Annotated in this window: 13 protein-coding genes; 1 reads left to right on the forward strand and 12 read right to left on the reverse strand. The window is 68.0% G+C overall.

The annotated features are described in order from the left end of the window. Positions 1 to 40 precede the first annotated feature (40 nt). The 12 genes from AC5P7F_RS08460 to AC5P7F_RS08515 all read right to left on the reverse strand — a co-directional run bounded on the left by AC5P7F_RS08460 (position 41) and on the right by AC5P7F_RS08515 (position 11,107). On the reverse strand, positions 41 to 925 hold the full coding sequence (locus AC5P7F_RS08460; RefSeq protein WP_046429619.1) for an arginase family protein: 885 nt from the start codon (positions 923 to 925) through the stop codon (positions 41 to 43). Between the two features lie 3 nt (positions 926 to 928). Continuing rightward, complete coding sequence (locus AC5P7F_RS08465; protein ID WP_014646425.1) at positions 929 to 1,993, reverse strand: GNAT family N-acetyltransferase; 1,065 nt, start codon at positions 1,991 to 1,993, stop codon at positions 929 to 931. 28 nt (positions 1,994 to 2,021) lie between these two features. Continuing rightward, positions 2,022 to 3,422: an aspartate aminotransferase family protein gene (locus AC5P7F_RS08470; RefSeq protein WP_014646426.1), complete on the reverse strand. Its 1,401-nt coding sequence runs from the start codon at positions 3,420 to 3,422 to the stop codon at positions 2,022 to 2,024. 64 nt (positions 3,423 to 3,486) lie between these two features. Then, the gene (locus tag AC5P7F_RS08475; protein WP_014646427.1) at positions 3,487 to 4,203 is read right to left on the reverse strand and encodes an MtnX-like HAD-IB family phosphatase; all 717 of its coding nucleotides are present in this window, start codon (positions 4,201 to 4,203) and stop codon (positions 3,487 to 3,489) included. 168 nt (positions 4,204 to 4,371) lie between these two features. Further along, on the reverse strand, positions 4,372 to 5,580 hold the full coding sequence (locus tag AC5P7F_RS08480; protein WP_014646428.1) for a DegT/DnrJ/EryC1/StrS family aminotransferase: 1,209 nt from the start codon (positions 5,578 to 5,580) through the stop codon (positions 4,372 to 4,374). Positions 5,581 to 5,590: 10 nt separating this feature from the next. Next, positions 5,591 to 5,989, reverse strand: coding sequence for a DMT family transporter (locus AC5P7F_RS08485; RefSeq protein ID WP_049441504.1), 399 nt, complete (start codon positions 5,987 to 5,989; stop codon positions 5,591 to 5,593). Continuing rightward, positions 5,986 to 6,345, reverse strand: a complete 360-nt coding sequence (locus AC5P7F_RS08490) for an EamA family transporter (protein ID WP_014646430.1) — start codon at positions 6,343 to 6,345, stop codon at positions 5,986 to 5,988. The genes AC5P7F_RS08485 and AC5P7F_RS08490 overlap by 4 nt, the downstream gene beginning before the upstream one ends. 1 nt (position 6,346) lies before the next feature. Beyond that, on the reverse strand, positions 6,347 to 7,183 hold the full coding sequence (locus AC5P7F_RS08495; RefSeq protein ID WP_495204148.1) for an alpha/beta hydrolase: 837 nt from the start codon (positions 7,181 to 7,183) through the stop codon (positions 6,347 to 6,349). Positions 7,184 to 7,263: 80 nt separating this feature from the next. Then, positions 7,264 to 8,643, reverse strand: coding sequence for a sensor histidine kinase (locus AC5P7F_RS08500; RefSeq protein WP_049419408.1), 1,380 nt, complete (start codon positions 8,641 to 8,643; stop codon positions 7,264 to 7,266). Continuing rightward, on the reverse strand, positions 8,640 to 9,323 hold the full coding sequence (locus AC5P7F_RS08505; protein ID WP_014646433.1) for a response regulator: 684 nt from the start codon (positions 9,321 to 9,323) through the stop codon (positions 8,640 to 8,642). Before AC5P7F_RS08505 ends, AC5P7F_RS08500 begins: the two co-directional genes overlap by 4 nt. 133 nt (positions 9,324 to 9,456) lie before the next feature. Then, entirely contained in the window at positions 9,457 to 10,584 is a 1,128-nt protein-coding gene (locus AC5P7F_RS08510; RefSeq protein ID WP_100449652.1) for a metallophosphoesterase, read from the reverse strand. A gap of 73 nt (positions 10,585 to 10,657) precedes the next feature. Beyond that, on the reverse strand, positions 10,658 to 11,107 hold the full coding sequence (locus AC5P7F_RS08515) for a winged helix-turn-helix transcriptional regulator (protein WP_142234434.1): 450 nt from the start codon (positions 11,105 to 11,107) through the stop codon (positions 10,658 to 10,660). Positions 11,108 to 11,196: 89 nt separating this feature from the next. Between AC5P7F_RS08515 and AC5P7F_RS08520 the strand changes: the two genes are divergently transcribed. Beyond that, a complete protein-coding gene (locus tag AC5P7F_RS08520) occupies positions 11,197 to 12,399 on the forward strand; it encodes an MFS transporter (protein ID WP_401750001.1) in 1,203 nt (400 codons plus the stop codon). Positions 12,400 to 12,416 lie beyond the last annotated feature (17 nt).

The raw sequence follows: 12,416 nt of genomic DNA on the forward strand, positions 1-12,416 counted from the left end.
CGATGAGGTTGCCGGCCAGCGGCCGGCACGACCGGCGCGGTCAGCAGGCGGTCGGCACGGCGGCCATCGCCGCCAGCAGTTCGCGATTCACCTGCTGGTGCCGTGCCTGCCACATCGGCAGATCCTCGGCGCTGACGTCAGGTTGACCATCCAGCGACGACAGCCAGCGCTTGAAGCGGCTCTGGTAATTGGCCAGCGACACTTCGCCGGTGATGTCGCTGCCGACCAGGCCGCCGGCGCGCAGCGCTTCGATCACCACCAGTGCGTGTTCCAGCTGGAAGCGGCCCTGGTCCCAGTTGCTGCGGGCGACGTCCTCGGCGAACACATCCTTGTCGATCGACAGGTAGGTCGGTTGCGGCGACTTGGCCTGCTCGGCGGCGAACGCGGCAACCAGTGCCTCCGGGTGCTCGAACCGTCGGAATGCACGGCCGCTGCCGAGGCGGTGGCCCCAGCCCACGTCCACATCCATGCACCAGTAAGTCAGGCGCCCGCCCATCAGCGGGCGCCAATGGTTCTCCCAGGCGTGGCCCAGGCCGATGTCACTGGAGGTGATGCCGAGCACATGGATGTGCGAGATCTGCGGCAGCTTGCTGGCCGCGTTCACCCACGACCCGCAGTGCATGCCGAACGGGAAACGCATGTTGTCCGGATGGTTGTCCAGCACCACCAGCTGGAACGGCTGGTGCGCGCGCATGCGACGCAGCAGCGGCAGGCTGAGGTGGTGGAAGTCGCCACTGCCGAGCATCACCGTGCCGAGCTGGGCCGGCAGCGGTGCCAGCACTTCAGCGGCGAAACGGTCCAGGGTTGAAGTGCTGCAGGCGAAGCGCAGCGGATCGTGCCACTGCGGCAGCGCCAGGGTCTGCGCCTGTGGCAGCGGCAGTACGCCACCGTCCAGGTCCAGGATCAGCGGAAAACGCGACGACATCGTTCAACCGCCTCCATCAGGTTCGCCCTGCAGGTACGGTGCCAGCTTGCGCAGGGCAGCGCGCAGCAGCGGGGAGCGGGCGTGGATCGCGTGCCGGGTGGAGGTGAAGCGGGCGCCCAGTTCGGCCTTGATCCGCGAGTCGGTCCAGCCGGCCACGTAGTGGCTCAGGCCGTGCAGCAGCGCGTACTCGAGGTTGTGCATCCAGCTGACCGCATACAGGTTGTGCTCGCGTGATTGCGGGTAGGCCAGGCCGATGTACTTGTCCACCAGCTTTCCGGCGTGGATGTAGCACAGGTTCCAGCCGATCAACTGGCCCTGGTGGCGATACAGGAACATCCGTCCCTGGCCCTGGCTGTCGGCCAGCAGGTGTTGGAAGTAGGGCAGGTCGAGCTGGTCGAAATGCACCGCGCTCTGCGCGAACACGCCCAGGTACAGCGTGTACAGTTCGGCCTGCAGTTGCGGGTCGGCGAGGGCCGGATCGCCGGTGGCGATGCAGTCGATCTGCAGGCCATCGCGCGAGCGCAGCTTGCGCCGGATGTTCTTGCGGCGCGAGGACGACAGGCGTCCGAGATAGCCATCGATCGAATCGAAATCGATCGCCACCCAGGCCAGCGGCATGCCTTCCAGTTCGACGAAGCCGCGTGCCAGCAGCGCCTGCAGGAAGGCGCTGCTGTGTGCATTGGCCGCGTCGTCCAGCAGCGGCGAATCGATTGCCAGGTCCTTGACCACCAGCAGCCGGGTATCGCCGATCGCGTGACGCGTCACGTCCTCGGCCAATGCCTCTGGTGCGACGTGCGCGGGCAACGGGGTGTACTCGGTGCTGGTGGCACCGACGAAGCGGGTCTTCCAGGTAATCCAGGGCCGCCACAGGCGCGACAGCGGCAAGCCAAGCAGCTTGCCGCGCAGGTCGTCGTCCATCGTGGTGGTCAGGTCGAGCGGCGCACGGAAGGTCGGCAGGCCGCTGGGAAGCAGGCCTGCCTCGAATCCAAGCGGCGGGTGGGCCAGGAAGCCCTCCAGCAGCGCGGCCGGTTCCAGCGCGGTGCTGGATGCGCGTGACGTCATCTCCATCGGCACGGGAACCGGCAGCGCATCGACCTCAGCCCTTGGCCTTGGTCAGCGCCTGGTCGAGCAGGGTGATCGCCAGGTCGATCTCTTCGTAGCTGATGTCCAGCGACGGCGCGAAGGTGATCACGTTCTTGTACCAGCCACCCACGTCGAGCACGAGGCCCATGCGCTTGCCGTCGTGCAGGAGGTCACCGGCCAGGCCGATGTCGACCATGCGGTCCAGCAGTTCCTTGTTGGGGGTGTAGCCGTCGGTCTGGCAGATCTCGGCGCGCAGGGCCAGGCCCAGGCCGTCGACGTCGCCGATCTCCGGGTGACGCTTCTGCAGGCCACGCAGGCCGTCCAGGAAGTACGCGCCCTTCTCCGGCACGGTGCGCTCGTAATCCATTTCCTTGCCCAGCTTCAGCACTTCCAGGCCGAGGCGGGTGCCCAGCGGATTGGAGTTGAAGGTGGAGTGGGTGGAGCCCGGCGGGAACACGGTCGGGTTGATCAGTTCTTCGCGCGCCCACAGGCCCGACAGCGGGTTCAGGCCGTTGGTCAGCGCCTTGCCGAACACCAGCACGTCCGGGGTAACGCCGAAGTGCTCGATTGACCACAGCTTGCCGGTGCGCCAGAAACCCATCTGGATTTCATCGACGACCATCAGGATGCCGTACTTGTCCAGCACGCGCTTGAGGCCAGTGAAGAAGTTGCGCGGCGGGATGACGTAGCCGCCGGTGCCCTGGATCGGCTCGACGTAGAACGCGGCGTACTCGGCCTGGCCGACCTTGGGATCCCACACGCCGTTGTACTCGCTTTCGAACAGGCGCTCGAACTGCCACACGCAGTGGTCGGAATACTCGTCCGGGGTCATGCCCTTCGGGCGACGGAACGGGTACGGGAACGGGATGAACATCGCGCGCTCGCCGAAGTGGCCGTAGCGGCGGCGGTAGCGGTAGCTGGAGGTGATCGACGAGGCACCCAGGGTGCGGCCGTGGTAGCCGCCCTCGAAGGCGAACATCAGGCTCTTGCCGCCGCGCGCGTTGCGCACGATCTTCAGCGAATCTTCAATGGCCTGCGCGCCGCCGACGTTGAAGTGCACGCGGCCGTCGAGGCCGAACTTCTGGTGCATGTCCACGGCAATGGTCTTGGCCAGCTGCACGCGGGTCGGGTGCAGGTACTGGCTGGCGACCTGCGGCAGGGTGTCGATCTGGTCCTTCAGCGCGTCGTTCAGGCGCTTGTTGCTGTAGCCGAAGTTGCAGGCCGAGTACCACATCTGCAGGTCGAGGTAGGGCACGCCCGCACCATCGAACATGTAGCTTCCTTCGCCGCGCTGGAAGATCTTCGGCGGGTCGACGTAGTGGACGGTGTCGCCGAAGGAGCTGTAGCGGGCTTCGTCGGCCAGCAGCTGCGCGTCGGAGGCAGCCGCGTCGGCGTTCTTGTCAAAAATGTTCATGCAGTTCGGTTCCGTGAAGGACGTTCGAAAGGGGTGACGGGGGAGCGCGCCTGGAAGGGAGTGCTCAGGCGGTGGCCAGCAGCAGGGGCAGTGCGGCGGGCTGCGGGCTGGCGTCGAGGCGACGTGGCTGCAGCAGGCTGCCATCGAGCAAGCGCGGCAACAGTGCGATTGCATCGTGGAAGGTATCGATGGCGGCATGCTCGATGCCGGCCTTCGTGCAATGGGTGATCAGGCGGCGCTTGGCGAACACGAAGTCGGCATCTTCGGAGACGCAGAAATCCGAGCTGCCATCGCCGATCATCAGCACGCGTGGTGCTTCGTCGGCACGCGCCTGCGCGGCGCAGGTGCACTTGCAGGTACCACTGCGGCATCCTTCGGCCTGGTAGGGCGACTCCAGTTCCCAATGGTCTTCGCACCAGCGCAGGTGGTTGGCCACCACCGGCAGTCGCGACAGGCCGTGGTTGGCGAGGATGCGGTGGATCGCATAGTCCAGCCCGTCGCTGACGATGCGCAGCGGCACGCCCAGCTGTTCGGCGCGGCTGACAAAGGCGGCGAAGCCCGGATCGATCTGCACCTGGTCCAGGTGCGCGTCGAGCGTGGCCGGGTCCAGCTTCAACAGCCGCACCTGGCCCTGCATGCATTCACGCGAGCCGATCTTTCCCGCCTTCCACTGGTCTTCCAGTTGCTGCCAGCCCGGCTGGCCGTACTTCTCCAGCAGCGAGTCGATGACATCTTCGAGGCTGATGGTGCCATCGAAGTCACACAGGATGCTCCAGTGCATGGGCAGGTCCGTCGATGAAAGAAACGTCCGGCACGATGCCGGGGCAGGCTCAATGTAGGCAGGCAGCCTTTCTCGTTCCTTTCCTGTTGAAAGCCTGCACCGCCGGGTGGGGAAAGTGTTCAGGAATCGAGCGTGCTGAATGGGCGTGATGCCGTGAAAACCGCGCTTTCAGGGCTGCGCAGCGGCCAGCGCCCGCAGGATCTGCGCGGTCTCTTCCCGGGTCTGCCAGGCGCTGTTGCCGAGGGTCAGCATGCGTGCGGCGAAGTCGCGCGCGTTCGGCATGTCGTCCTGCGGCACGATGCCACGCAGGTAGGCGTAGTCGGGCAGGGCATGGATGAACATGCGGCTGGCACCGAGGCCGCGCGGCCACAGTTCGTCCAGTGCGGCATCGCGCGCGCGCTGGCTGGGCAGCAGCAGCATCAGCATCGGCCAGGTGCCGCCGGTGCCGGCCAGGCCATCGACCACCTCCACCGCCGGCAGCTGTGCCAGCTGCACACGCAGCTGCAGTGCGCGCAGGCGCCCGGCCTGCAGGAACGCAGGCAGCCGCCGTGCAGCGTGGGCGCCCACGTTCTGCCGCCACTGGCTGACCCGGTGCTGGGGGATGTCCAGCGGGAAAATGTCTCCGACCGCGTCTTCCAGATCGCCGCGTTGCAGGGCGCTGCGCAGCGGATTGCCGTACACCAGCGACAGCAGCGAGGGGCGGTAACAGGCGGCAAGACCCAGCAGCTGCACGCTGCGAAGCAGCTCCCAGCGCAGGCTGAAACGTACCTGTTCGGCGGCATGTTCGGCCAGCGCGGCGCGCAGCTCGTCATCGCGGCTGACCAGCAGGCCGCCTTCATGCAGGCTCAGCCCCTTGCCGGCGGCCAGGCTGAAGAATCCGATGTCGCCACGCAGGCCCACGCTGCTGTTGCCGACCCGTGCACCCAGCGCCTGTGCGGCATCTTCGATCACCCAGGCGCCGGCGCCGCGTGCGACCTCGCAGGCCCGTTCGACATCGGCAATGCGCCCGCCGAGGTGGGTGGGCAGGATCGCCAGCGTCCGCGCGTCGGCCAGGCGCGAGAGCTGTGCCGGATCAAAGTCGAAATGGCCACGCCGGGTATCGCACAGCTGCACGCGCAGGCCGAGGCTGTGTACCGCGATCGGCACCAGCGGACAGGTATAGGCCGGCAGGATCACGGTATCGCGCTTGGGCGCGCGCTTGCGCAGGGTGCGCAGCGCGATCAGCAGCGCGTGGGTGCCGGAACAGGTCAGCTGCAGCGGCGGTGTGCCGAGCTGGGTGGCCAGGATGTCGCGCAGGTCGCCGCCGCCGGGAAGGAAGTCGCTGGCCTGCATCGGCAGGCCAGCGGTCGGCGGCAGTTCGCGCGCGAACAGGCTCATCGCAGCCCGCTCACGAGGTGCTGTCGGCGGGGCTGTGCGGGTCGTCCGCTTCGGCGCGGCCGAGGCAGACGATGCCAGCCACGATCAGTACCGCACCGACAAGGTGATGCAGGGTCAGCGGCTCTTTCAGCAGCCAGGCCGACAGCAGCAGCACACTGATCACCTCCAGGTGCGAGGCCGCGAACGCCGGGCCGATCGGCGCATGGCGCAGCAGGCTCATCCAGGTGAAGAACGCGCCGACGTAGCCGAGGACCGCGCCGTATACCCACGGCTGCGACAGCACGCGCAGCAGCCACGCGGTGTTGGCCTCGACCGGCAGCGCGGCGTCACCGGCGTACTTGAAGCACAGCTGGGCCAGCGTGTCGAAGGCCATCAGCAGGGGAAAGCCGATCACATACAGGCGCCTCATGAGCCGGCCCCCACCACCGCCACGCCCGCCGTGACCAGCAGCATGCCGGTCACCCGCAATGGCGTGAGCTTTTCGCGGAACAGGATGCGGCCGGCGATCATCAGCGCGACGATGTTGATCGAGCCCAGCAGCACGCCCTTGGACAACGGCACCAGCGACAGGAACGCGATCCAGGCAACGAACTCAAGCACGTAGCAGGCGATGCCGATCCACAGCCAGGGGCGGCTGAGCATGTGTTTCCAGCGTTGCAGTCCTTCGCCATCCTGCGGGTCGCTGGCGGCGGCCTTGAAGGCGAGCTGGCCACCGGTATCGAGCACCACATTGGCCAGCCACAGCAGCGTGGCGAGTGCCCCCATCTCAGGCCACCGCCTTGAGCACGCCGCTGCGTTCACCGATTTCGGTGAAGAAGCGCGCGCTGCGGCGGATCAACTCGCGGCGTTCGCGGTCGATCGTGATCATGTGGTAGCTGTCTTCCAGCACCACCAGTTCCTTCGGGCCGCTGACCCTCGACATCACCAGTTCGGCGTTGCCCATGCTGGCCACGTCGTCTTCGCGGGCGTGCATCACCAGGCACGGTGCGGTGACCTGGTGCAGGTGGCGGCGGGTCCAGTTGCTCAGGGCGCGCATCTCCGCCAGCGCGTGCCAGGGGTTGCCCGGCAGGCCGGCCGCGGCGCTGTCGCCGGACAGCATGGCGGCACTGACCTGCGCACGCAGGCGCTCGTCACGCAGGCCATAGGGCGGTTCTTCCATGAACATGCGGTCGCGGCCGATGTTGAAGCGCTTGAACCACGGCAGCAGGAACGACAGGCGGGCCACGGCGGGAATGTTCCAGCCGTCGTAGCGGAAGGTGGCGCCATACACGCCGACGCCGGACACCCATTCGGGGCGGCGTGCAGCCAGCGCCAGCGCCAGTACCGCGCCCATCGACAGGCCGCCGACGAACAACTGGTCGACCTTGCCACGCAGGCTCGCCGCTGCATCTTCCACGCCCTGGTACCACTGTTCCCAGGTGGTCGCCAGCAGGTCATCCACGGTGCCGCAATGGCCGGGCAACTGCACGCCGTGTACGGTGAAGCCGGCGTTGTTCAGGCCCTTGCCCAGCATGCGCATTTCCGCCGGGGTGCCGGTCAGGCCGTGGACCAGCAGCACGCCCTGCGGGCCACCGGGGAGGAAGAAGTCGTGCGATTCGGTCACCTGGCGGCTCCGGGACGGCAGTGGGGATGGTCAGGATCGCAAGCGCGATTTTCGCCAGCCTTTCAGCGCCCCGGTACGGGTCAGGGGGCCTTCAGCAGCGGCAGTGTGATGGCGACCTTCAGGCCCCCCCCGGCGCGGTTGAGGAAGGTCAGGCGGCCGCCGGAATGCTCCACCGCTTCGTGCGCGATGGCCAGGCCCAGGCCGGTGCCGCTGGCTGCGGTGCCAGGCGCACGGAAGAAGCGCTCGCCCAGCCGTGGCATCACGTCCTCGGGCACGCCGGGGCCGTTGTCCTCCACGTACAGTTCGACGTCATTGTCATCCAGCGCATGCACGCCGACCGTGACGGTCGCATCGCGGCCGGCATAGCGCAGCGCGTTGTCGATCAGGTTGTCCAGTGCTTCCTGCAGCTGGGCACCATTGCCGAGCACGCGCAGCGGGTGGGGGCTGCCGCGGTAGCCCAGATCGATGCCATCGCGGATCGCTTCGGGCACGCGCATGCCGACCCACTGCGGCACCAGCTCGCACAGGTCCAGTGCCTCCACGGTATCGGGCACGGTCTGCGCCCGGCTCAGTGCGAGCAGCTGGGTGCTGACCCGGGCGGTGCGCTGGTTGAGCCGGCGGATGTGCTGCAATGCCTCGCGCACCGTGTCCGGGTCACCATGGGCCAGCGCCTGGTCCACATGCAGGGCCATGCCGGCCAGCGGCGAACGCAGCTGGTGCGCGGCATCGGCGATGAAGCGGTTCTGCAGCGTGATCATTTCCGCCTGGCGGGCAAACAGATCGTCGATGGTGCTGATCAGTGGCTGGATCTCCTCCGGCACGTCGGCGTCGGAGATCGGTGCCAGTTCGCCACGACGCTGCGCCAGGCGGGTCCTCAGCGGTGTGAGGATGCGCAGGCCGTAGGTCACGCCGAACCAGACCAGCGCTGCGGTGCCCAGCGCCAGCATGGTCATCAGCGGGATGATGATCATCAAGATCTCGCGCGCACGCTGGCGGCGGTCGGCCATGCTTTCGGCCACGGTCACTGCCAGCTCGTCCTGCGGATCGTTCATCGCCTGCGTGCAGACGGTGGCCATGCGCACCTGCTGGCCATTGAGGTTGCCGTCGTACAGGGCCGGATGCACGCCGGTGCAGTCCTGAGAAGGGGCATACGGGCTGAAATCCGCATTGCCGCTGAGGGTGCCCTTGCGGCTGCTGTCGACGTTGAAATAGCGATGGCCGTCGGGGTCGTACTCGATCAGGAAGCGCGCCTGCGGAGACAGGTCGCTGGTCACCGGCATGGTGCTCAGCATCTGCGCGAACGAGTGCGTGTCGTCGATCAGGTTACGGTCGTGGATGCGGTTGGAATAATCCAACGCAACGTAATAGGCCAGGATCGTATTGAAGGTAAGCAGGCCCAGCATCGGCAACGCCAGGAAGGCGAGCAGGCGCCGGCGCAGGCTGGGGGGGCCACTGATCACGGGGCGCTGTCGTCCTGCGCGTCTTCCAGCATGTAGCCCAGTCCGCGCACGGTGCGGATGCCCATGCCGCCGGGCTGCAGCTTGCGGCGCAGGCGGTGCAGGGCGATGTCCAGGCCGTTGTCGGTCAGGTCCTGGCCCCAGTCGCACAGCGCCTCCACCAGCTGTGCGCGCGAGACGATGCGCTCGGCGCGTACCGCCAGTGCCGACAGCAGGCCGAACTCGCGTGCGGTCAGTTCCAGCGACTGGTCGTCGATCCACACCCGATGCCCGGCCAGATCGATGCGCAGGCGGCCGATGCGCAGGTCCGGGTTGCCATTGCTGGTCACGCGGCGCAGCTGTGCGCGCACGCGGGCTTCGAATTCGTCCAGTGCGAATGGCTTGACCAGGTAGTCGTCGGCACCGAGGTCGAGCACGCGCACGCGTTCGGCCAGGCCGTCGCGGGCGGTCACCACCAGTACCGCCAGGCCATCGCCGCGCTGGCGCAGGCGCTGCAGCACGTCGCGGCCATCCAGCTGCGGCAGGCCCAGGTCCAGCACCAGCAGCGCGTATTGGGTCGAACCCAGCGCGGCGTCGGCGTGCGCGCCGTTGTCGACGTGGTCGACCACATGCCCCTGCCGGCGCAGCGAGGCGCACAGGCCGGAGGCGATGTCCGGGTCGTCTTCAGCAATCAGAACGCGCATGCGCGGGAGGCTCCTGTAACGGTCGGGCCCAGCGGATGGACAGGGTGGGCCTCTCGGCTGCCGAGCGTAGCCGCAAACGGGGTGAAGGTGGAGCGCGCCGGCACCTCCCGGCGCCGTCGCGCTGTCCCGCCATTCAGTCCTGCAGGCCCGGCTCACCCAGTACCAGCGGCACCCGTGAGCCGTCCAGCAGGCCGCGGCTGAGCCTGCCATCCTCGATGAACAGCAGTTCGCCGTTCTCGCCGTTCTTGATGCTGCTGTCGATGGCGATCACGCGGTCGCCGTGGAAGCTGCTGACGTGTGGCATCGAGGTATGGCCAACCACGATGCGCGTGAGCTGCAGGCGGTCGAGCACGGCCTGTACCGCCGCGGTGTCGAGGCGGCCATCGAAGTAGCCGCGGTACCAGATCGGGCTGGTCTTGCCGTCATACAGCGGTGCGGTGGCCGGGTCGGCCTTCACTTCGGCCTTGGGCAGGCCCAGAGAGGCCTGGTAGGCCGCATTGGTGCGTGCCGGGTCCAGCGCCAGCTGCACCGCTTCGGGCGAGATGCCGCCATGCAGGAACAGGGTATCGCCGATCTTCAGCAGCACCGGGCGGGTGCGCAGCCACTGCCCGATCACCGAGTCGGCGCCATACAGTTGCGGGTAGCTGCGGCCCAGCAGCTGGGCGCTGCGCAGGTACTTCGGGTTGACGTAGCGCAGGTCGTCGTACAGCACCATGGTTTCGTGGTTGCCTAGCACGAAGTGCACTGCGCCACCGGCGGCGGCGGCCTGCTGCTGCAGGCCGTACAGCAGCCAGAACGCCTCGGTCACCTGCGGGCCGCGGTCGAATACATCGCCAGCGATGACCAGCGTGTCCTTGCCCAGGGCCCAGCGATCCTGGGCGTCGATGACCTGGTGGGCGCGCAGCAGGCGCACCAGCAGCCCGTACTGGCCATGGATGTCCGACAGCGCGACGATGCGCGGCGCGGCCGGCAGCACGGAGACCGAGGCCGCATTCGGCGCGGCCACGTGCACGGTGTGTTCGTAGCCACAGCGCGGCGCGATATCGGTGCCCGTCGTGTTGATGGCCAGCGAGCGCGACTCGACCTTGTCGTCGCAGATCCACTTGGCCTGCAGCTGGTCGCCCTGGCGGAATACATAGGGGCCATCGGCCTGCACGTGGTCGGCGGGCGCGGCAACCTCGCGGGCCTGCGTGGTTGCTGTGGCGCAGGCCAGCAGCGGCAACAGCAGGGCGGTCAGCAGGAAAGGGCGATAGCGCGGCATCGGCGGCGTCCGGCGGCGGAAACCTCCGATGCTAACCGGCGCGGCCGGATCGTGGTGTGCGCGAATGGGCGGATCAGGCGCCGCGCTGGTCGTCTTTGAGCTTGCGCACGCGGGTGGCGGCGGCCTGCAGCGGCTGACCGTCGCGCCCGTGTGGCTGCATGTAGGGCAGTGGTCGCCGCGTGCTGGATTCGATCAACTGCGAATGGGCTTCACCGGCGCTGAAGCGATGGCGTTCTCCCCACTGGCGCAGCGCGACCAGCAGCGGGAACAGTTCCTGGCCGGCGTGGGTGAGCACGTATTCCTGGTAGGCCGAGCCATCGGAGGCTGGTTGCAGTTGCAGGATGCCGGCCTCGACCAGCCTGCGCAGGCGATCGCTGAGGATGTTGCGCGCCGCGCCGAGGCTGCGCTGGAAGTCGCCAAAGCGCGTGACGCCGTCGAAGGCATCGCGGATCACCAGCAGTGCCCAGCGATCACCGAGCAGGTCGGCGCTGCGGGCAACGGGGCAGGGACTGTTGGCGTGCATGCTGTGGCCTCCGAATGTGGTTGCAGTTTAAAACCAATGACGATAGCCTGCATCAAGTTTCAAATTGCAACTACATCATGAGCGCATCGATGTCCCGCCCATTGCTGACCCTGCTCGCGGTCGCGGCCGGCGCCAGCGTTGCCAACGTCTATTACGCGCAACCGCTGCTGGATCGGCTGGCACAGGCCTTCGCACTGGACCGTGCCGTGGCGGGCGCAGTGTTGGCGGCAACCCAGGCCGGCAGTGTGCTGGCATTGCTGGGCCTGCTGCCGCTCGCCGATCGCGGTGACCGGCGACGCCTGCTGCGGATGCAGTTGATGGCGCTGGTGCTGGCCCTGCTGTGGCTGGCAGCGGCACGCACGGCCGGTTGGCTGTTGTCGGGCATGCTGCTGGCCGGGCTGTTGGGCACCGCGCTGACCCAGGGCTTGATCGCCTATACCGCCACGCTTGCGCCGCCCGAGCAGCGCGGGCGCCTGGTGGGCGTGGTGCAGGGCGGCGTGTTCATCGGCCTGTTGCTGGCGCGCGTTGTATCGGGCGCGGTCGCGGCCACCGTCGGCTGGCGGGCGGTCTATCTGCTGTCGGCAGCGCTGATGGCGGCCCTGGCCGTGCTGCTGTGGCGGCGCCTGCCGGCGGTGCCGGTGCCGGCGGTACCACCGCGCTGGCGCGAACTGCTGGGTTCGATGCTGGGCATGCTGCGCCGGGACCGCGCGCTGCGCGAGCGTGGGCCGCTGGCATTGCTGCTGTTTGCTGGCCTCAACGTGTTCTGGGCGGCGGTGCCGCTGCCGTTGTCGGCGCCGCCGTTGCAGTGGTCCACCGCGGCCATCGGCGCACTGGGCTTGGCCGGCGTAGTGGGCGCCTTGATGGCGGCGCGGGTCGGGCACTGGATGGACCGCGGTTTCGCCGGTCGGGTCAGTCTTGGCGCGTTGCTGCTGATGCTGGCCGCGTGGTGGCCGCTGCTGGGCCTGCCGCAGGCGCTGTCGTTGCTGCTGCTGGGCGTGATCGTGCTCGACCTCGGTGGGCAGGCACTGCACGTATCGAACCAGGCGCTGCTGCTGCGTGCACCGGCAGAACAGCATGGACGCCTGGTGGCGTTGTACATGCTGTTCTATGCAGTGGGCAGTGGTGCCGGTGCGGCTGCCGGGCCCTGGATGCAGGCCCGGCATGGCTGGCCTGCGGTGTGCCTGCTGGGTGCAGGCATCGCGGCGCTGGCGCTGTTGTGGTGGGCAGCATGGCGGGTGGTGGCGTCCAATGCATCGGCTGGCGCGCGAACCGGTAGAGTCGACTGTCGGTAGAGTCGACTGTCAGTCGA

Source organism: Stenotrophomonas sp. YJH_SMC_105-26 (assembly GCF_059368915.1).